The sequence below is a fragment of the Sphingomonas sp. Leaf30 genome (assembly GCF_001422525.1).
GTDB classification, from domain to species: domain Bacteria; phylum Pseudomonadota; class Alphaproteobacteria; order Sphingomonadales; family Sphingomonadaceae; genus Sphingomonas; species Sphingomonas aerolata.
Genome location: NZ_LMKZ01000001.1, coordinates 1,224,321 through 1,243,883 on the forward strand (window position 1 = coordinate 1,224,321; position 19,563 = coordinate 1,243,883).

The following is a 19,563-nucleotide window of genomic DNA, read 5'->3' on the forward strand; positions in this document are numbered from 1 at the left end:
CCCTAAGGGGTGGCCGAGCCCCCCTTTAAAATTTTAGCCGCCGTCCGGACAGCGACCGGGATCAGCGCCCCGTTTCCATCCAGCGCAGCACGGGTTTCAGCGGCGCTATCCAGATCAGCCCTGTGACGAGATAGAATGCCAGCTGGCCCAGCCAGTGCCAGCTGCCGAGCATCGTCGACAGGCTGACGATCGCGACGCACCACAGCGTGATCAGCAAGAGGATGCCGAGCATCCCGGCGGGTTTGCGCCAGCTAGGTGTCATGGCGTGATCCAGTCCTTGTCTGTGGCAATGGCGTGAAGCGGCACGTCCCAGGCGTCGGGCGTCAGCGCGTCGACCTCCTGGATCGCCAGCGCGATGCCGATTCGCCATGCGTCGGGATGCGCGAGAAATGCGCGGTCGTAATAGCCTGCGCCCTGGCCGATGCGATTGCCGTGACGATCGAACCCCACCAGCGGGGTCAGGATGATGTCTGGGGCGAGCGCGGCGGCATCGGCCGGGGGCTGGTGAAGCCCGAAGGGGCCTGCGATCAGCGCCGCCTCCGTCTCCCAGGCGAGAAACCGCATCGGCTGGTCGCGTTGCACGACGTGTGGAAGCGCGATGACGCACCCTGCCTCGACAGCGGCGCGTGCGAACGGCGAGGGATCCGCCTCGCCAGCCATCGGAACATAGGAGGCGACGGTCAGGCCGGGCGAAAGCCGGGCCAGGAACGCGTCCGGGACGCGGATCTCGACCGGCGCGGCGGCCGCACGGGCGGCCCGCAATGCGGTGCGGCGCGCGGCCTTGTCGCTCACGGGTGCGGATCGATCATGCGGGTATCGTCCGATGACGGGAATGGTGATGTGGCGGGCCCACCATGGCCGTGTGCCGGGTTATCCACTGACGCACGGTACGTCAGGTGGGGACCATATGCTTCGGACCAGGGTCCTAACAGGGACAGCCCCCTATGGATGATGAATAGCCTCAGGGATAATAAAGGCTCGTACCGGGCAGAACCCGCCAAGGCCAATCTAGGCGCTCGGCGGGCTTTGCTCAAGGGCCTGTGCAAGTCCTTCGAGACGATCGGCGATGCGCGTCAGCGCGATTTCGCTGACCGCCGATCCTTCGGGCGGACGATGAGCAGCTTCGTCGAGATCATCGGCGAGCATCAGTGCGACGAACAGCATCGCGCGTTCGGCGCTGAGCCCCCCGGCGGCGCGGTCCGCGACCGGCCAGCGTTCGGCGAGCATCGCGCCGAGCAGACGCACGCGCGATTCCTCGCCGTCGCGACACGCCACCGCATGCGGGCGGCCACCGATATCGAGCATGACCTGTGCCATCAGTTGGGGCTCCCGCGGGTGATGACGTCGTCGAGCGCGGCGACCGCCTCCGCCATGCGCGCCTTCAGCGCGGCATGCCGCCTGGCGAGTGCGTCGCCGCTTTCGGCGCGTGCGTGGATCGCGGCTTCGATCCGGCCGATAGCGGCGTCGATCCTGTCGACCGCGGTTGGACCGTCGGGAGGCCTGTCGACGGCCGTCGGCGCGTCGGGAAGAGTATCTGGCATAGATTGCGAGATAGCATGGCCGGGGGGCGCGGCAAGCGGCTTTCGCCTGTGCCGCACACCGTCCATGGTGTTGACAGGGCGCCCCACCGCCCCGCAAAGGCAGCGCGCCCGGAACGGACTCACGGGCGTAGCGGAGATACAGCAATGACGGTCAAGGTTGCGATCAACGGTTTCGGGCGGATCGGCCGGCTCGTTGCCCGCGCGGTTCTCGAGCAGTCGAACGGCGCACTCGAACTCGTCGCGATCAATGATCTCGGCGACGCCAAGTCGAACGCCTGGCTGTTCAAGCGCGACAGCGTTCACGGCAAATATCCGGGCGACGTGTCGGCCGAGGGCAATGAACTCGTCGTCGACGGCAAGCGAATCCGCGTCACCGCCGAGCGCGACCCCGCCAACCTGCCGCACGCCGAACTGGGCGTCGACATCGTGCTCGAATGCACCGGCTTCTTCACCGACAAGGCAAGCTGCCAGAAGCATCTCGACGCCGGCGCCAAGAAGGTGCTGATCTCGGCACCGGGCAAGAACGTCGACCTGACGGTCGTCTATGGCGTCAATCACGACAAGCTGACGGCCGAGCACACGATCGTGTCGAACGCGTCGTGCACGACCAACTGCCTGGCCCCTGTCGCCAAGGTGCTGAACGACGCGATCGGCATCGAGCGCGGCCTGATGACGACGATCCACGCCTATACCAACGACCAGAAGATCCTCGACCAGATCCACCCGGACCTGCGTCGCGCACGTGCTGCGGCGATGTCGATGATCCCGACCACGACGGGCGCCGCGCGCGCCGTGTCCGAAGTGCTGCCCGAACTGAAGGGCAAGCTCGACGGCTCGGCGATCCGCGTGCCCGTGCCGGACGTGTCGCTGATCGACCTGACCTTCACGCCCTCGCGCGACACGACTCGCGAGGAAGTGAACGCGGTGCTGAAGGCGGCGTCCGAGAGCGGCCCGCTGGTCGGCGTGCTCGACTGGTCGGACGAGCCGCTCGTCTCGATCGATCTTCAGCATACCCCGGCCTCGTCGACGATCGACAGCCTGGAGACCGCGGTGATCGACGGCAAGCTGGTCCGCGTCGTCAGCTGGTACGACAATGAATGGGGCTTCTCGAACCGCATGGTCGACACGGCCACCGCGATGGCGAAGTTCATCTGAGGTAGAATACGAGAATGCGGTTCCGCTTCCTCCCTTGCCGTTCGCTTCGAGCGAAGTCGAGAAGTCGCCGCTCGTGACAGCTGGTGTCTCGACTGCGCTCGACACGAACGGGAAAGAGGCCGGGGCCGCAGGCACGATCGCCGGCATCGCGCGTCACGCTCGCGCGAAAGCCCCGATGGAGATCATCGACCATGTCGAGATCACCATCGAGGCCGGCCTGCACGGTGACTTTCGCGGCTATGTAAAGCCCGGCGGCAGGGGCCGGCGTCAGGTCACGTTGCTCGAACGCGGCGACTGGGACGCCGCGATGGCCGAGGTCGGCTGTGATATTCCCTGGTACGAACGCCGCGCGAACCTTCTCGTCGACGGCTTCGACCTTCCCCAGATACCTGGCACCCGGCTTCGCATCGGCGCGGACGTGGTGCTGGAGGTGACGCGCCACACCGATCCGTGCGAACGCATGGAAGCCCTGGCGCCAGGATTGTTCGCCGCGCTCACGCCCGACTGGCGGGGCGGGGCGTGTACCCGCGTTTTGATGGGCGGCAGGATCGCCGTCGGTGACGAGATCAGGATCGAAAAACCATGAGCAAGCCATTCAAGACGCTCGACGACATGGGCGATGTGCGGGGCAAGCGCGTGCTTGTCCGCGAAGACCTCAATGTGCCGATGGCCGAAGGCGCCGTCACCGACGACACGCGCTTGCGGGCGACCGTCGCAACGGTCGGCGAACTGGCCGACAAGGGCGCGATCGTCCTGATCCTCGCCCATTTCGGCCGCCCCAAGGGCAATCCGAGCCCGGAATTCTCCCTCTCGCAGGTCGTCCGGCCGTATAGCGACGTGCTGGGCCGCGAGGTTCGCTATGTCGACTGGGAAGGCGCGGACGACGCGGTCGCGATGCTCGAACCCGGCAATATCGCGGTTCTGGAGAACACGCGCTTCTTCGGCGGCGAGGAGACGAATGATCCGTCGGTGGTCGCGCGTTTCGCCAGCCTGGGCGATCTCTACGTCAACGACGCCTTCTCCGCCGCGCACCGCGCGCACGCGTCGACCGAGGGGCTGGCGCATGTCCTGCCCGCCTTTGCCGGCCGCGCGATGGAGGCCGAGCTCGACGCGCTCCAGAAGGCGCTGGGTGCGCCGGAGCATCCCGTGGCAGCAGTCGTGGGCGGCGCGAAGGTCTCGTCGAAGCTCGACGTGCTGCGGCACCTGGTCACGCGCGTCGATCACCTGATCATCGGCGGCGGCATGGCCAACACCTTCCTCGCCGCGCGCGGCGTCGATGTCGGCAAGAGCCTGTGCGAGCATGAGCTCGCCGCGACCTGCGAACAGATCATGGAGGCTGCCGACAAGGCGAACTGCACCGTCCATCTGCCCTATGACGTCGTCGTCGCGAAGGAGTTCAAGCCGAACCCCGCAACGCGCACGATCAACGTGCACGAGGTCGCAGCGGACGAGATGATCCTCGACGTCGGCCCGGCTGCGGTCGAATCGCTTGGCGACGTCCTGAAGAATTGCCGGACCCTGGTCTGGAACGGTCCGCTCGGCGCGTTCGAGACGCCGCCGTTCGACACCGCCACGGTCGCGCTCGCCAGGACCGCGGCGGCACTCACCGAGGGTGGTTCGTTGGTCTCGGTCGCAGGCGGTGGCGATACGGTCGCGGCGCTCAACCATGCCGGGGTCGCGGATGCGTTCACCTTCGTATCGACCGCCGGCGGTGCGTTCCTGGAATGGATGGAGGGCAAGGACCTGCCCGGCGTCGCCGCGCTGACGCGTTAAGGCGTCGGCGCCGGCTCGTTGAGCAGGGGCACGAGCAGCCTGTTCAGGTCGGCCAGGTCGAACGCGCCGGGTTTCGCATAGCGGACGACCCCGGCGCGATCGATGATGTAGTTGGTCGGCAGCGCGCCCATGACGCCGAACGCGCCCTTGATCCGCCGCGCCGATGGTATCGCCAGCGCCGCGAAGACCGGTTTCAGTTTGTACGCCGGGAGCGAGTCTTCGGTTGCAACCGCGAAGACGCGCAGGCCATTGCCCTTGCGCAGCCGGTAATAGGTATCGAGCAGCGGCAATTCAGCCTTGCACGGCCCGCACCATGTCGCCCAGAAATTGAGGATGACGACCTGTCCGTGCAGGTCGGTGCTGCTGATCCTGCTGCCGTCGATCAGCGTCATTTCGAACTTTGGCGCCCGGTCGCCGACCTTGATCGTCGCTGACGCGTGGGACGGCGTCATCGCGATTGCCAACGCCAATGCGCTCGCGACTACGCCCTTTGTCGAAACCGTCATCGCCCGCTCTCCCCCCGGAGGTTTTCCCGACGCCATCCTTGGCGTCCGGGGATGGTGCGTCAATCCGTCCCTGGCGCGCGTTCGAGTACAGTCGAGCAGGGGTTGATCAAGCGCCGCCCCTTGCCTATGTTTAACATGTTAAACGGAGACTCGGATGCTCGGCGTCAGGCTCGATAGCGACCTCGAAGAACGACTCGCGGCGGTTGCCCGCACGCAAGGACGCAGCAAGAGCGATATCGCACGTGAAGCTGTGCGCCGCTACGTCGAACGCCACGATGAGGCGTTCCTTGCCGAAGCGCGGCGGCAATCGCTTGCGGCCGCAGCACTTGGCTGGACCGAAGACGACGAGGCATGGGAGCGGCTGGGCGTAGCCTGGGATGATCCGGAGCCTGCCACCAACAGTCTGTCTGCCGCCGAATGAAACGCGGCGATATCGTGACTATTGCTGATGCCGGCGCGGGGGATTTTGCGCGAAAGCCGCGCCCTGCGCTCGTGGTTCAGGCCGATGCGTTCCTGCAGGATCACGACAGCGTTGCTGTGTGCTTGATCACCAGCCAGCTTGCCGGCCTCGGACTGTTCCGCATACCGATCGCGGCCAATGCCGATACGGGGCTCCTCAAGTCGAGTGAGGTCAGTATCGACAAAGTGCAATCGGTCTGGCGGCATCGCATCGGTCGACGGGTCGGCGCGGCGTCCGACGAAACCATGTTTGCCGTCGATCAGGCGCTGCGCCGGTGGCTCGCCCTTTAGATTTTGGAAAAGGACTTATCATGACCTCGACGATCACACCGCAAATCAAGACCATCCTCGACAAGTATGAGGCCACGAGTTCGGCCGTGAAGGCGAACCTTGCGCGCATCCTGATGCAGGGCAAGCTCGGCGGTACCGGCAAGCTGGTGATCCTGCCCGTCGACCAGGGTTTCGAGCACGGCCCAGCACGCAGCTTCTCGGTCAATCCGGCGGCCTATGACCCACACTATCATTACCAGCTCGCGATCGACGCCGGGCTCAGCGCCTATGCAGCGCCGCTCGGCATGCTCGAGGCGGGCGCGGACACGTTCGCCGGGCAGATCCCGACGATTCTGAAGTGCAACAGCTCGAACAGCTGGGCGACGACGATCGACCAGGCGGTGACCGCGACCGTGGCGGACGCCGTGCGGCTCGGCTCGGCGGCAATCGGCTTTACCATCTATCCGGGCGCGGACCAGTTCTTCGACCTGGTCGAGGAAATCCGCGAGCTGAGCGAAGAGGCCAAGTCGGTCGGCATCGCGACCGTCATCTGGTCCTATCCGCGCGGCGGCAAGCTGACCAAGGACGGCGAGCTCGCGCTCGACGTCGGCGCCTATGCCGCGCACATGGCGGCGCTGCTCGGCGCGCACATCATCAAGACCAAGCTGCCGACCGATCATATCGAGCAGAAGGAAGCCAAGCCGCTCTATGCCGGGACCGACTGGTCCAAGCAGGCCGATCGCGTCAAACACGTCGTCCAGTCGAGCTTTGCCGGGCGTCGCATCAACGTGTTCTCGGGCGGCGCGTCCAAGGGTGCCGATGCGGTCTTCCAGGATGCACGCGACATTCGTGACGGCGGTGGCAATGGCTCGATCATCGGCCGCAACACCTTCCAGCGCCCGCGCGACGAGGCACTGGCGATGCTCGACCGGATCATCCGGATCTACAAGAACGAGGAATAAGCGCGGCTTCGCCCGCCCGTCATCCCGGCTCTGCGCCGGGGTGACGGGCGCGGCGCGACCCGCTAGGGGCGGGGGATGACCGAAGAAGATCCGCTGGGCCCGCTCGACCCGACATTCGCCGAGAATTTCCGCCGCGACATGCGGCGGCCGCCATGTCAGCTCTATCTCGTCTCGCCACTCGACGTCGGCGGCGACTTTCCGGAGCGGCTGGCACGCGCGCTCGACGCCGGGCCGGTGGCGGCGTTCCAGTTCCGCGTGAAGGACATCGACCAGCATGCCGCCGCCGCGCTCGGCGCGCCGCTGCGTGCGATCTGTGCCGAGCGCGACGTCGCGTTCATCGTCAACGACGATATCGGGCTGGCGAAGCGGCTCGACGCGGACGGCGTGCATCTCGGGCAGAGCGATGGCGATCCGCGCGAGGCGCGCGCGCAGCTCGGCCCCAATGCGCAGATCGGCGTGACCTGTCACGGCAGCCGGCATCTGGCGATGGAAGCGGGCGAGGCCGGCGCCGACTATGTCGCGTTCGGGGCCTTTCATCCGACCACGACCAAGACCGTCGAGCATCTGGCCGAGCCCGTGCTTCTGTCCTGGTGGTCGACGCTGTTCGAAATGCCGTGTGTCGCGATCGGCGGGATCACGCCGGACAATGCCGCGGCGCTGGCGGCGGCGGGGGCCGATTTCATCGCGGTGTCGGGCGCCGTCTGGAATGGTGACGAGGTCGCTGCGGTCAAGGCATTTGGCGAAGTGCTCGCCAAGCGCTGAGCCGGATGCGGGACTGGTATTACACGGACTGCACTTCCAGCGCTTGACGGTGCTTGCGTCAAGCCGTTGGAAACAACAGACGTCCCGACCGTTTGATCCACAGGCGTAACGGTTTGGGATCACGGCATGACGACAGCATTTCTGACGAAGACCTCGGTTCTGGCCGCCGTTCTGCTCGGTGCGACCACGTCTGCATCCGCACAGTCGACCTCCGTTACGCCCGTGCCGATCGATCGCAACGTCTTGCATGTGCAGGTCATTCTTGACCATCTGGGCTTCGGGCCCGGGGTGCTTGACGGACGCGGCGGGCAATCGCTCGTGGCCGCGCTCAAGGGGTTTCAAGAGGCAAAGGGTCTGCCGATCACGGGCAAGCCCGACACGCAGACGATGCGCGCGCTGTATCCCTATCGTGCGGCACGGCCGACCGTCACGGTCGCGCTGACGCCCGAGATGCTCGCGGGGCCGTTCGTCAATCCGCTGCCCAAGGACCCGGCGAAGCAGGCCGAGCTTCAGACGATCGGCTACCGGACGGTCATGGAGAAGCTGGGTGAGATGTTCCACACCACGCCCGCGGTGATCATGGCCCTCAACTCGCCGTCGACCAAGCTGTCGGCGGGGACAAAGGTGGTGTTCCCCAACGCTCTGCCGACGTCGCGCGACTATGATCCCAAGTTCCGCCCCGACTGGCGCGCGACGCTCAACATGCTCAACGTCGATGCGAAGCAGCCTCAGGCGGATCACGTCGTCGTCGACAAGTCCGACGGCGTGTTGCGGGTGCTCGACGCGAACGACAAGCTGATCGCGCAGTTCTCCGCGACGATGGGGTCGAGCCACGACCCGCTGCCGTTGGGGACGTGGACTATCAAGGGCTCCGACTATAACCCCAAATTCCACTTCAACCCGGCGCTGTTCTGGGATGCGAAGAAGGGGCAGAAGAAGGAGATGCTGCCGCCGGGGCCGAACGGTCCGGTCGGCGTCGTCTGGATGGACCTGTCGAAGGATCATTACGGCATTCACGGCACGCCTAACCCCGAGACGATCGGGCGCGCCGAAAGCCATGGCTGTATCCGCCTAACGAACTGGGATGCGGCGCGGCTGTCGATGATGATCAAGCCGGGGACCAAGGCGGTATTCCAGGCCTGATCGGATGACGCGGACGTTCTGGGTTATTCTCGCGCTGATCGTCCTGGTGGTCGGTGCGTTCGCTTCGATGCTGTCTTTTGGGGATGGCGGGCGACGGTCGGTGGCGTGGCGCGCGTCGTCGCCGGCGGCTTCGAACGTCGCGGTCGCGGAGGACGAAGTTGCGGACGCGCCCCGTTCGTTGACGATGCCGGTGCTGGGTGTCCCACGCACCGCGGTCGGCAACAGCTGGAACGATCCGCGCGGCGGCGGGCTGCGCGGGCATCATGGCACCGACATTATGGCGGCGGGCGGCACGCCGGTCGTCGCCGCGGCGCCGGGACGAATCGAGAAGCTGTTCCAGAGCGCGCTTGGCGGGATCACCGTCTATGTCCGGTCACCCGACCGGCGCTGGACCTATTATTACGCGCACCTCGGAGGCTATGCGCCGGGCGTGCGCGAAGGGATGGCGGTCGCGGCGGGGGACCGGCTTGGCTATGTCGGTGACACCGGGGACGCGGGCGCAGGCAATTATCACCTGCATTTCGGGGTAAGCCGGATGCAGCCGGGCCAACGCTGGTGGCAGGGCGAGGAGGTCAATCCCTACCCGCTGCTTGCTCGCGCGCGGCCATCCCGCTAAAGCGCGCGGCTTCGGGTTTCCGCACGGCCTTGCCTGGCGGACGGCCCCTAGCTCTTTCCAGCAGGAATCGGTCATGAAGATCAACGCGGTCGAGATTCGTCCCGGCAACATCCTTGAATATGAAGGCGGCATCTGGCGCGCCGTGAAGATTCAGCATACCCAGCCCGGCAAGGGCGGCGCCTACATGCAGGTCGAGATGAAGAACCTCATCGACGGCCGCAAGAGCAACACGCGCTTCCGCTCTGCCGAGAGCGTCGAGAAGGTGCGGCTCGACACGGTCGACTTCCAGTATCTGTTCCGCGACGGCGACGCGCTGACGTTCATGGACAAGGTCAATTACGAGCAGATCACGCTCGATGCCGACATCCTGGGCGACGCCGCGGCGTTCCTGCAGGACGGCATGGATGTCGTGATGGAGCTCTGGGAAGAGCGGCCGATCTCGGTCCAGTTGCCCGACACGATCGAGGCGCTGATCGTCGAAGCCGATGCCGTCGTGAAGGGGCAGACCGCCTCGTCGTCGTACAAGCCCGCGGTGCTCGAGAACGGCGTGCGCGTGATGGTGCCGCCGCACATCGGTGCCGGCACGCGGATCGTGGTCGATGTCTATGAGCAGACCTATGTAAGACGTGCTGATTAAGGCCGAGCGGCCGAGACGGATAGCCTAAGCTATCCGCACGACCCGCCGGCCCGGCCGGCGGGCATGGCCCGGCCGACGACGCGGGCCTTGCCCGCGGCCTGGGTCTGCGGCACTGCCCCACCCCAACCCCTCCCCTGAAGGGGAGGGGCTGAAAGGATTGAAATGCCCAGCCATTCCGGCATCATGACCGTCATCGAGCGCGCCGCCCGCAAGGCCGCGCCGCGCCTGCGCCGCGATTTCAACGAGGTCCAGCAGCTGCAGGTCAGCCGCAAGGGTCCCGCCGACTTCGTCAGCCAGGCCGACCAGCGCGCCGAGCAGACGATCTTCGAAGAGCTGAGCCACGCACGCCCCGACTGGGGCATGTTGATGGAGGAGCGCGGCGAGGTCGCGGGTGATCCCAACAAGCCGCGCTTCATCGTCGACCCGCTCGATGGCACGTCGAACTTTCTCCACGGCATCCCGCATTTCTGCATCTCGATCGCGGTCGAGGAGCCGATGCCGAACGGCAAGCGCGAGGTCACGACTGCGCTCGTGTATCAGCCGCTCACCGACGAGAGCTTCTGGGCCGAGCGAGGCCGCGGCGCGTGGCTGACCGACCAGCGCCTGCGCGTGTCGTCGCGGCGCGATCTGGCCGATTCGCTGATCGCGACCGGTATTCCGTTCCTCGGTCATGGCGATTTCGCGCAGTGGAGCCGCATCTTCGGTGCGGTCGCGCCCGAGGTGGCGGGGATCCGCCGTCTCGGCGCGGCGGCGCTCGATCTCGCCTGGCTGGCAGCGGGGCGGTTCGACGGCTTCTGGGAATCGAACCTGAAGCCGTGGGACGTCGCGGCCGGGATGCTGCTGGTCAAGGAAGCGGGCGGCTACGTGACCGACTTCCGCGGTGGCGACCGCGCGATGGAGCGCAACGAGTTCCTCGCGGCGAATGATGCGCTGCATTCGCGGCTGCATAAGCTGGTGGCCGGCGCGCTGCGCTGATGCGTTGGGGTCGGTAGGCCGGGCCGGCCTGCCAATTGACCGTTACCCCAGCGTTTGCTGGGGTAACGGTCTTGCTGGGGGATACGACCGGCGCCCGGCGGCTGCCGTTGCTTGAAGAACCATGCAGGTAACGCAGGTTTCCCGTGGGGCTCATACAGCTCTTGCGAGTGATTCTCACGGGCCGCCAGCCTTGCCCCACGGGGCCCATCGGCCTAAAGGCTCCCCATCTGTTCGCATCTGCGAGAAGCCATTTGGTCGACCTGTCGCACTATCTTCCGATCCTCCTGTTCCTCGGGGTCGCCATCGCATTGTCGAGCACGTTCGTGTTCCTGCCGATGGCTGTCTCCAGGCTCACCGGGTCGCACAAGCCTACGCCCGAGAAGCTGAGCGAATATGAGTGCGGCTTCCCCGCATTCGAGGATCCGCGCAGCCAGTTCGACGTGCGCTTCTACCTGATCGCCATCCTCTTCATCATCTTCGATCTCGAGGCGGCGTTTTTGTTTCCCTGGGCCGTCTCGGTCTTCACGCTCGGCTGGACCGCGTGGATCTCGATGATGATCTTTATCGGCGAACTGGCCCTTGGCCTCGCCTATGCATGGAAGAAGGGAGCACTCGATTGGGAGTAGAGCTCACATCGCAGCCCGGTTCCGGTCTGCTGGCACCCGCCGGCGGTGGCGCGATCGTGCCGCCCGACCAGGGCTTTTTCGACGGCCTGAACGGTGAACTGACCGACAAGGGTTTCCTGGTCACCTCGACCGAGGAGCTGTTCCAGTGGGCTCGTACCGGGTCGCTGTGGTGGATGACGTTCGGGCTCGCCTGCTGCGCGGTCGAGATGATCCACGTCAACATGCCGCGCTACGATCTCGAGCGCTTCGGCGCCGCACCCCGCGCGTCGCCGCGTCAGTCGGACGTGATGATCGTCGCCGGCACGCTGTGCAACAAGATGGCGCCCGCACTTCGCAAGGTTTACGACCAGATGTCGGAGCCGAAATACGTGATCTCGATGGGATCATGCGCGAACGGCGGCGGCTATTATCATTATAGCTACAGCGTCGTGCGCGGTTGTGACCGGATCGTGCCCGTCGACATTTACGTCCCCGGGTGCCCGCCGACTGCGGAAGCGCTGTTGTACGGTATAATGCAGTTGCAGCGGAAGATCCGGCGGTCCGGGAGCATCGAACGGTGAGGGCGCCCGCACCAGCCTATGCCGCCAATGACGGCGTGATTGACGCGGCCCGCGCCGCGCTCGGCGGCATGCTGCTCGACGCGGTCGACAAGGTCGGCGAGGTCGCTCTGCACGTCCGTCGTGAAGATCTGTACGACGCGATGATTGCGCTACGTGATACGCCGGGGCTTGCCTACCAGCAGCTCATGGAAATCGCCGGCGTCGACTATCCCGATCGTGCCGAGCGGTTCGAGGTTGTCTATTGCATGCTGTCGCTGACGCGGAACCACCGCCTGCGCGTCCATGTCGCGACCGACGAGGACAAGCCGGTGCCGTCGGTGACCGACATCTGGCCGGTCGCCGGCTGGCTCGAGCGCGAAGTGTACGACATGTACGGCGTGCTGTTCAGCGGCAACCCGGACCTGCGCCGTATCCTGACCGATTACGGCTTTCGCGGCCACCCGCAGCGCAAGGACTTCCCGCTGACGGGCTATGTCGAGCTGCGCTATTCGGAAGAGGCGAAGCGCGTCGTGTACGAGCCGGTGCAGCTCGCGCAGGATTTTCGCACGTTCGACTTCATGAGCCCGTGGGAGGGCGCCGAATACGTGCTTCCGGGTGACGAGAAGGGCGCGCTGCCACAGGCCAAGGGGGCTCAGACCCCGCTGTCGGCCGATACGATCGTCAAGGCGGATGCGGCACAGAGCGCGACCAAGGCGCCCGACGCGCCGAGCGAGCCCTATGCGAAGAAGGACGTCCAGAACACCACGCAGAGCGGTGCGGGCGAGCCCGATCCGGGCAACCAGAAGCAGGACAAGCCCGTGGAGTCAGACGTGATCCCGACCAAGGGCGGAGGACAGAACCAGTGAGTCTCTATGTAGATGAGCTTCTGGGCGAGGGCGATGCGGCCGATCCCACGACCGGCGACGTCACGATCCAGAACTACACGATCAACTTCGGTCCGCAGCATCCGGCGGCGCACGGCGTGCTCCGCCTGGTTATGGAGCTCGACGGCGAGATCGTCGAGCGAGTCGACCCGCATGTCGGGCTGCTTCACCGCGGCACCGAGAAGCTGATCGAGTACAAGACCTACACGCAGGCGCTCCCGTATTTCGATCGTCTCGATTACTGCTCGCCGCTGTGCATGGAGCATAGCTGGGTGCTCGCGGTCGAGAAGCTGCTCGACCTTGAAGTCCCTGAGCGTGCGCAGTATCTGCGCGTGTTCTTTGCCGAGCTGACGCGTATCTCGAACCACATGCTCAACCTCGGCAGCCACGTCATGGACGTCGGCGCGATGACGCCGAACCTGTGGCTGTTCGAGATCCGCGAAGACTGCATGAACTTCTTCGAGCGCGTCAGCGGCGCGCGCATGCATTCCAACTATTTCCGTCCGGGTGGCGTGCATCAGGATGCACCGCTCAAGCTGCTCGCCGATATCGGCGACTGGCTCGACACGCGCCTGCCGCGGCTGTTCGAGGATGCGATCTCGCTCGTCGCGGACAACCGCATCTTCAAGCAGCGCAATGTCGACATTGCGATCGTCAGCCGTGACGATGCGATCAAATGGGGCTTTTCGGGCCCGATGATCCGCGGCTCGGGCATTGCCTGGGATCTGCGCAAGTCGCAGCCCTATGACGTCTATGCCAAGATGGACTTCGACGTGCCGGTCGGCACGCGTGGCGACTGCTATGACCGGTTCATGGTGCGCGTCGAGGAAGTGCGTCAGTCGGCACGGATCATGAAGCAGTGCCTGCGCGACATGCCCGAGGGTCCGATCGCGTCGCTCGACCGCAAGGTCGTGCCGCCCAAGCGCGCTGAGATGAAGCAGTCGATGGAAGCGCTGATCCATCACTTCAAGCTTTATACCGAGGGCTTCCATGTGCCCGCCGGCGACGTCTATGTCGCGACCGAAAGCCCCAAGGGCGAATTCGGCGTGTATCTGGTCGCCGACGGCAGCAACAAGCCGTACCGCTGCAAGATCCGCCCGACCGCGTTTTCGCATCTCCAGGCCTTCGACTTCATGGCGAAGGGTCACATGCTGGCGGATACGACCGCGATCCTCGGCGCGATGGATATCGTTTTTGGTGAATGTGACCGCTGATGGCTGAAGCTCCGAAAATTCCCGACGAGGCAGAGACCCGCGCACGCTGGGGCTCGTTCGCCTGGACGGACGAGAACCAGGTGAAGGCGAACGAGATCCTCGGGCGCTACCCGAAGGGCCGCGAGCAGTCGGCGTCGATCCCGTTCCTCGATCTTGCCCAGCGCCAGGTTGGTGCGGAAACGCAGACCCAGGGCTGGTTGCCGGTTCCGGTGATCGAGTTCGTCGCGCGCCAGATCGGCGTGCCGTACATGCGTGTCTATGAGGTCGTGACCTTCTACACGATGTTCAACCTCGCGCCGGTCGGCCGCTATCACGTGCAGGTGTGCGGCACGACGCCGTGCATGCTGCGCGGGTCGGACGACGTGCTGGCTGCGTGCAAGAACCGTGGCCTCGTCAAGGGCGGCACGACGCCGGACGGCATGTTCACGCTGACCGAGGTCGAGTGCCTGGGCACCTGCGCGAACGCACCGATGGTCCAGATCAACGACGATAACTTCGAAGATCTCGACTACGACAAGACGACCGAGATCCTCGAGGCGCTTGCTAGTGGCGGCACGCCGACGCCGGGGCCGCAATTCGGTCGCCGCGCGAGCTGCCCCGAAGGCGGCCCGACCTCGCTCAAGGCGATGGTCGACGCGAACCACGATTACCGGGGGGAGTGGGCCTGATGCTCGCCGACAAGGATCGCATCTTCACCAACGTCTACGGTTTTCAGCCGTGGAATATCGACGCGGCGATCATGCGCGGCGATTGGGACAATACCAAGGACCTGATGGCGCTCGGCCAGGACGCGATCATCGACGTGATGAAGGCGAGCGGGTTGCGTGGCCGCGGCGGGGCAGGGTTCCCGACCGGCACCAAATGGTCGTTCATGCCCAAGGAGCCGAAGCCCGACCGGCCGAACTTCCTCGTCATCAACGCCGATGAATCCGAGCCGGGCAGCTGCAAGGATCGCGAGATCATCCGTCACGATCCGCACAAGCTGATCGAGGGGGCGCTGATCGCCGGCTTCGCGATGCGTGCGCGTGCCGCGTACATCTACATTCGCGGCGAATATATCCGCGAGGCGGAGACGCTGTTCGCAGCCGTCGCCGAGGCCTATGATCGCGGCTTCATCGGCAAGAATGCGTGCGGTTCGGGCTACGACTTCGACGTGTTCGTCCATCGTGGTGCAGGCGCGTACATCTGCGGCGAAGAGACCGCGATGCTCGAAAGCCTCGAGGGCAAGAAGGGCCAGCCGCGCCTCAAGCCGCCATTCCCGGCGGGCGCAGGCCTCTATGGCTGCCCGACGACGGTCAACAACGTCGAATCGATCGCGGTCGCACCGACGATCCTGCGGCGCGGTGCGGCTTGGTTTTCCAGCTTCGGCGCGGAGAATAACCGCGGCACCAAGCTGTTCCAGATCAGCGGCCATGTGAACAAGCCGTGCGTCGTCGAGGAAGAGATGAGCATCTCGTTCCGCGACCTGATCGAGACGCATTGCGGCGGTATCCGTGGCGGTTGGGACAATCTGCTCGCGGTGATCCCGGGCGGGTCTTCGGTGCCGCTGGTGCCCGCCGCGCAGATCATGGACTGCGCGATGGATTTCGACGGCCTGAAGGCGGTCGGCTCGGGCCTCGGCACCGCGGCGATCATTGTCATGGACAAGTCGACCGACATCGTCCGCGCGATCAGCCGCATCTCCTACTTCTACAAGCATGAGAGCTGCGGCCAGTGCACGCCGTGCCGCGAAGGCACCGGCTGGATGTGGCGCGTGATGGAGCGGATGCGCACCGGCGATGCCGAGCTGTCCGAGATCGACATGCTCCAGCAGGTCACCAAGCAGGTCGAGGGTCACTCGATCTGCGCGCTCGGTGACGCCGCAGCCTGGCCGATCCAGGGCCTGATCAAGCATTTCCGCCCAGAGATGGAACGCCGTATCCGCGAACGTGGTGGTGACACCGCGCCGATGATGGAAGCCGCAGAGTAATGCCCTTAGTCAAAGTCGATGGCGTAGAGATCGAGGTGCCGCAGGGTGCCACCGTGCTGCAGGCGTGCGAGCTTGCCGGCAAGGAGATCCCGCGTTTCTGTTACCATGAGCGTCTGAGCATCGCCGGCAATTGCCGGATGTGCCTGGTCGAGGTGAAGCCTGGTCCGCCCAAGCCGCAGGCGTCGTGCGCGCTGCCGGCGGCGGACAAGCAGGAGATCTTCACCAACTCGCCGATGGTCAAGAATGCCCGCGAGGGCATCATGGAATTCCTGCTGATCAACCATCCGCTCGATTGCCCGATCTGCGATCAGGGTGGCGAGTGCGATCTGCAGGACCAGTCGGTCGCCTATGGCCGCGGCCATTCGCGCTATGACGAGAACAAGCGCGCGGTCACCGAGAAGTATATGGGTCCGATCGTGAAGACGGTCATGACCCGCTGCATCCAGTGCACGCGTTGCATCCGCTTTGCCGAGGAAGTCTCCGGCGTTGAGGAGATCGGTGCGATCTTCCGCGGCGAGGACATGCAGATCACCTCGTATCTGGAAAACGCGGTCAAGAGCGAGCTGTCGGGCAACGTCGTCGACCTGTGCCCGGTCGGTGCGCTGACCTCGAAGCCCTACGCGTTCGAAGCGCGTCCGTGGGAACTGCGCAAGACGCTGACGATCGACGTCATGGACGCGGTCGGCACCAACATCCGGCTCGACAGCCGTGGTCGCCAGGTGCTGCGCTGCGTGCCGCGGATCAACGAGGACGTGAACGAGGAGTGGGCGACCGACAAGACGCGCCACGCGATCGACGGTCTCGTCCGTCGTCGTCTCGACAAGCCTTATGTCCGCGTGAACGGCAAGCTCCAGCCCGCGACCTGGGACGAGGCGTTCGCAGCGATCAAGGCGGTTGACGCCGGGTCGAGCGTGGCCGCGGTCGCAGGCGACCTGCTCGACTGCGAGACGATGTACGCCGCCAAGGCGCTGCTCGCGAAGATGGGCTCGACGATGCTCGAGGGCCGCCAGACCGGCATGGCCTATGACGCGTCGAACATCGCCGCGGTCAATTTCAACACGACGATCGCCGGTACCGAGCGTGCCGACGCGATCCTGCTGGTAGGCACCAACCTGCGCTGGGAAGCGCCGCTGGTGAACACGCGGATCCGCAAGGCGATCAAGAAGGGCGCAAAGGTCTTCGCGATCGGCCCCGAGACCGAGCTGACCTACAAGGTCGAGTGGCTCGGCGACGATCTGGCGCTGCTCGGCACTCTGCCCGAGGCGGTGACCGAGGCTTTCGCGAAAGCAGAACGTCCGATGGTGATCGTCGGTGGCGCGGCGCTGAAGGGTGGCCACGGCGCCGCGCTGAAGCTCGTCGACACGCTGGGCCTCGTAAAGGACGGCTGGAACGGCTTCAACGTCGTCCATATGGCCGCGTCGCGGATGGGCGGGCTGATGCTCGGCTATGCGCAGACGGGCGGGATCGCGGACGTGATGGGGGCGAAGCTCGGCTTCTTCCTCGGCGCGGACGAGGTCGATTTCAGCCAGTTCGCAGGCTTCAAGGTGTTCGTGGGTCATCACGGCGACAAGGGTGCGGCGGCTGCCGACGTCATCCTGCCGGGCGTGACCTATGCCGAGAAGTCGGGAACCTGGGTCAACCTCGAGGGGCGCGTCCAGCGCGGCGAGCGTGCAGTGTTCGCCCCCGGCGATGCGCGCGACGACTGGTCGATCTTCCGCGCGCTGTCCGACACGCTTGGCCACACGCTGCCGTTCGACAGCTTCGAGGGGCTGCGCGAAGAAATGTTCGCTGCCGTTCCCGCGCTGCGTCACCAGGCGCTCGCGACGTTCGAGTGGAACCCGCCGTCGCTCGGCGGTGCGGGTGAGGGGGTTCTGGCCGGCTATCCGATCAAGGACTTCTACCTGACCAACGCGATCTGCCGCGCATCGCCGACGATGCAGCGCTGCTCGGCTGAACTTCTCCACGGGGAAGACTTTGCGGAGGCAGCCGAATGATCTCCTGGTTCGAATCCTCGCTCGGTTACGACTGGGCGTTCTTCCTCGCGACGATCATCGACATTCTCGCAATCGCGCTGCCGGTGATGCTGGCGGTTGCGATGATCATCTATGCCGATCGCAAAATCTGGGCGGCGATGGCACTTCGGCGTGGTCCGAACGTGGTGGGTCCCTTCGGCCTGCTGCAGAGCTTTGCCGACGGCCTGAAGGTGTTCCTGCAGGAGACGATCGTTCCCGCAGCCGCCAACCGCGCGCTGTTCCTGCTGGCGCCGATCATCACCTTCACGGTCGCGCTGATCGTCTGGGCGGTGATCCCGTTCCAGCCGGGCGTCGTGCTCGCGGACATCAATGTCGGCTTGCTCTACGTCCTCGCGGCGTCGTCGCTCGGCGTGTACGGGATCATCCTGGCGGGCTGGGCGTCGAACTCGAAATATCCGTTCTACTCGGCGCTACGTGCGGCCGCGCAGATGGTCAGCTACGAAGTCGCGATCGGGTTCATCCTGATCTCGGTCGTGCTGTGGTCGGGCACGTTCAACCTGTCCGGCATCGTGACCGCGCAGCAGAACATGTTCGGGCTGCATATCAACGGCTATATCGTCAATCCGCTGCTGTTCCCGATGGCTGTGATGTTCTTCATCTCGAGCCTCGCGGAAACGCAGCGTGCACCGTTCGATCTGACCGAGGCGGAGAGCGAGCTCGTCGCCGGCTACCAGACCGAATATTCGTCGATGGCGTTCGCACTGTTCTGGCTGGGTGAGTACGCCAACGTCATCCTGATGTGCGCGCTCAATGCGACGCTCTTCTGGGGCGGGTGGCTGCCGCCGGTCGACTGGGCGCCACTCTATTACGTGCCGGGGATCATCTGGCTGTTCGCCAAGATCCTGTTCTTCTTCTTCCTGTTCAGCTGGGTGAAGGCGACCGTGCCGCGCTATCGCTATGATCAGCTGATGCGGCTCGGCTGGAAGATTTTCCTGCCCGTCTCGCTGTTCTGGGTTTTCCTCGTGTCGGGCGTGTTGATGCTGACGCGCGTTGGAGTGGGTTCATGAGCGTTGCTCAGATCATCAAGTCGTTCACCCTGTGGGAATTCGTGAAGGCGCACGCGTTGACGCTTCGCTATTTCTTCAAGGAAAAGGCGACGATCAACTATCCGTACGAGCGTAACCCGGTGTCCCCGCGGTTCCGCGGTGAGCATGCGCTGCGTCGTTATCCCAATGGTGAAGAGCGGTGCATCGCGTGCAAGCTGTGCGAGGCCGTGTGCCCCGCCCAGGCGATCACGATCGAGGCCGAGCCGCGCGACGACGGCTCGCGCCGCACGACGCGCTACGACATCGACATGACCAAGTGCATCTATTGCGGCCTGTGCGCCGAGGCGTGCCCGGTCGATGCGATCGTCGAGGGTCCGAATTACGAATTCTCGACCGAAACGCGCGAAGAGCTGATCTACGACAAGTCGAAGCTGCTCGATAACGGCGATCGCTGGGAAAGCGCGATCGCGGCGAACCTTGCCGCCGATGCGCCGTACCGTTAAGCGAGCGCCG

At 65.2% G+C, this 19,563-nt stretch carries 25 protein-coding genes; 20 read left to right on the plus strand and 5 right to left on the minus strand.

What is annotated here, in order from left to right; all coding sequences use genetic code 11:
- Positions 1-61: 61 nt before the first annotated feature.
- The 4 genes from ASE89_RS05660 to ASE89_RS05675 form a co-directional block, all read right to left on the minus strand.
- On the minus strand, positions 62-262 hold the full coding sequence (locus ASE89_RS05660) for a DUF2842 domain-containing protein (protein WP_056674776.1): 201 nt from the start codon (positions 260-262) through the stop codon (positions 62-64).
- Positions 259-792: a 5-formyltetrahydrofolate cyclo-ligase gene (locus tag ASE89_RS05665; protein ID WP_056674778.1), complete on the minus strand. Its 534-nt coding sequence runs from the start codon at positions 790-792 to the stop codon at positions 259-261. Before ASE89_RS05665 ends, ASE89_RS05660 begins: the two co-directional genes overlap by 4 nt.
- 216 nt (positions 793-1,008) lie before the next feature.
- The gene (locus tag ASE89_RS05670; protein WP_031440961.1) at positions 1,009-1,317 is read right to left on the minus strand and encodes a cell division protein ZapA; all 309 of its coding nucleotides are present in this window, start codon (positions 1,315-1,317) and stop codon (positions 1,009-1,011) included.
- Complete coding sequence (locus ASE89_RS05675; RefSeq protein ID WP_031396567.1) at positions 1,317-1,541, minus strand: hypothetical protein; 225 nt, start codon at positions 1,539-1,541, stop codon at positions 1,317-1,319. The genes ASE89_RS05670 and ASE89_RS05675 overlap by 1 nt, the downstream gene beginning before the upstream one ends.
- Positions 1,542-1,685: 144 nt before the next feature.
- On the opposite strand from ASE89_RS05675, the gene gap reads away from it, so the two are divergent.
- From gap to ASE89_RS05690, 3 genes are all read left to right on the plus strand, one after another.
- Positions 1,686-2,696, plus strand: coding sequence for a type I glyceraldehyde-3-phosphate dehydrogenase (gene gap, locus ASE89_RS05680; RefSeq protein ID WP_031396568.1), 1,011 nt, complete (start codon positions 1,686-1,688; stop codon positions 2,694-2,696).
- A 175-nt stretch (positions 2,697-2,871) separates the two neighbouring features.
- Positions 2,872-3,282 (plus strand): MOSC domain-containing protein, encoded by a 411-nt coding sequence (locus ASE89_RS05685; protein WP_056675413.1) that lies wholly within the window; start codon positions 2,872-2,874, stop codon positions 3,280-3,282.
- Positions 3,279-4,469 carry a phosphoglycerate kinase gene (locus ASE89_RS05690; RefSeq protein WP_056674781.1) on the plus strand — a complete coding sequence of 397 codons (1,191 nt, stop codon included), beginning with the start codon at positions 3,279-3,281 and terminating at the stop codon, positions 4,467-4,469. The genes ASE89_RS05685 and ASE89_RS05690 overlap by 4 nt, the downstream gene beginning before the upstream one ends.
- Here the strand turns inward: ASE89_RS05690 and ASE89_RS05695 are convergent.
- On the minus strand, positions 4,466-4,975 hold the full coding sequence (locus ASE89_RS05695) for a TlpA family protein disulfide reductase (protein ID WP_056674783.1): 510 nt from the start codon (positions 4,973-4,975) through the stop codon (positions 4,466-4,468). The two genes, ASE89_RS05690 and ASE89_RS05695, sit on opposite strands and share 4 nt — an antisense overlap.
- A 154-nt stretch (positions 4,976-5,129) precedes the next feature.
- On the opposite strand from ASE89_RS05695, the gene relB reads away from it, so the two are divergent.
- From relB to nuoI, 17 genes are all read left to right on the plus strand, one after another.
- Positions 5,130-5,396, plus strand: a complete 267-nt coding sequence (gene relB / locus ASE89_RS05700) for a type II toxin-antitoxin system RelB family antitoxin (RefSeq protein WP_056674785.1) — start codon at positions 5,130-5,132, stop codon at positions 5,394-5,396.
- Positions 5,393-5,725, plus strand: coding sequence for a type II toxin-antitoxin system PemK/MazF family toxin (locus ASE89_RS05705; RefSeq protein ID WP_056674787.1), 333 nt, complete (start codon positions 5,393-5,395; stop codon positions 5,723-5,725). The genes relB and ASE89_RS05705 overlap by 4 nt, the downstream gene beginning before the upstream one ends.
- Before the next feature lie 20 nt (positions 5,726-5,745).
- Complete coding sequence (locus ASE89_RS05710) at positions 5,746-6,666, plus strand: class I fructose-bisphosphate aldolase (RefSeq protein WP_056674788.1); 921 nt, start codon at positions 5,746-5,748, stop codon at positions 6,664-6,666.
- Positions 6,667-6,741: 75 nt separating this feature from the next.
- Positions 6,742-7,428, plus strand: coding sequence for a thiamine phosphate synthase (gene thiE, locus ASE89_RS05715; RefSeq protein ID WP_031440955.1), 687 nt, complete (start codon positions 6,742-6,744; stop codon positions 7,426-7,428).
- A gap of 126 nt (positions 7,429-7,554) precedes the next feature.
- Complete coding sequence (locus tag ASE89_RS05720; protein ID WP_056674790.1) at positions 7,555-8,571, plus strand: L,D-transpeptidase family protein; 1,017 nt, start codon at positions 7,555-7,557, stop codon at positions 8,569-8,571.
- 4 nt (positions 8,572-8,575) lie between these two features.
- Positions 8,576-9,187, plus strand: coding sequence for a M23 family metallopeptidase (locus ASE89_RS05725; RefSeq protein WP_056674792.1), 612 nt, complete (start codon positions 8,576-8,578; stop codon positions 9,185-9,187).
- Positions 9,188-9,260: 73 nt separating this feature from the next.
- The gene (efp, locus tag ASE89_RS05730; RefSeq protein ID WP_037527514.1) at positions 9,261-9,824 is read left to right on the plus strand and encodes an elongation factor P; all 564 of its coding nucleotides are present in this window, start codon (positions 9,261-9,263) and stop codon (positions 9,822-9,824) included.
- A gap of 162 nt (positions 9,825-9,986) precedes the next feature.
- Positions 9,987-10,799 (plus strand): inositol monophosphatase family protein, encoded by an 813-nt coding sequence (locus ASE89_RS05735; protein ID WP_031393846.1) that lies wholly within the window; start codon positions 9,987-9,989, stop codon positions 10,797-10,799.
- 251 nt (positions 10,800-11,050) lie between these two features.
- Positions 11,051-11,425, plus strand: coding sequence for an NADH-quinone oxidoreductase subunit A (locus ASE89_RS05740; protein ID WP_031393845.1), 375 nt, complete (start codon positions 11,051-11,053; stop codon positions 11,423-11,425).
- Positions 11,416-11,985, plus strand: coding sequence for a NuoB/complex I 20 kDa subunit family protein (locus ASE89_RS05745; protein WP_037527518.1), 570 nt, complete (start codon positions 11,416-11,418; stop codon positions 11,983-11,985). The genes ASE89_RS05740 and ASE89_RS05745 overlap by 10 nt, the downstream gene beginning before the upstream one ends.
- On the plus strand, positions 11,982-12,830 hold the full coding sequence (locus ASE89_RS05750) for an NADH-quinone oxidoreductase subunit C (RefSeq protein WP_056674793.1): 849 nt from the start codon (positions 11,982-11,984) through the stop codon (positions 12,828-12,830). Before ASE89_RS05745 ends, ASE89_RS05750 begins: the two co-directional genes overlap by 4 nt.
- Positions 12,831-12,850: 20 nt before the next feature.
- Positions 12,851-14,062 (plus strand): NADH-quinone oxidoreductase subunit D, encoded by a 1,212-nt coding sequence (locus ASE89_RS05755; protein ID WP_197975229.1) that lies wholly within the window; start codon positions 12,851-12,853, stop codon positions 14,060-14,062.
- Positions 14,062-14,730, plus strand: a complete 669-nt coding sequence (locus tag ASE89_RS05760; protein WP_031393841.1) for a complex I 24 kDa subunit family protein — start codon at positions 14,062-14,064, stop codon at positions 14,728-14,730. The genes ASE89_RS05755 and ASE89_RS05760 overlap by 1 nt, the downstream gene beginning before the upstream one ends.
- Entirely contained in the window at positions 14,730-16,031 is a 1,302-nt protein-coding gene (gene nuoF, locus ASE89_RS05765) for an NADH-quinone oxidoreductase subunit NuoF (RefSeq protein ID WP_056050371.1), read from the plus strand. Before ASE89_RS05760 ends, nuoF begins: the two co-directional genes overlap by 1 nt.
- Positions 16,031-18,025: an NADH-quinone oxidoreductase subunit NuoG gene (nuoG, locus tag ASE89_RS05770; protein WP_056674796.1), complete on the plus strand. Its 1,995-nt coding sequence runs from the start codon at positions 16,031-16,033 to the stop codon at positions 18,023-18,025. Before nuoF ends, nuoG begins: the two co-directional genes overlap by 1 nt.
- Entirely contained in the window at positions 18,022-19,071 is a 1,050-nt protein-coding gene (gene nuoH / locus ASE89_RS05775) for an NADH-quinone oxidoreductase subunit NuoH (protein WP_031393838.1), read from the plus strand. Before nuoG ends, nuoH begins: the two co-directional genes overlap by 4 nt.
- Positions 19,068-19,553: an NADH-quinone oxidoreductase subunit NuoI gene (gene nuoI / locus ASE89_RS05780; RefSeq protein ID WP_031393837.1), complete on the plus strand. Its 486-nt coding sequence runs from the start codon at positions 19,068-19,070 to the stop codon at positions 19,551-19,553. Before nuoH ends, nuoI begins: the two co-directional genes overlap by 4 nt.
- Positions 19,554-19,563 lie beyond the last annotated feature (10 nt).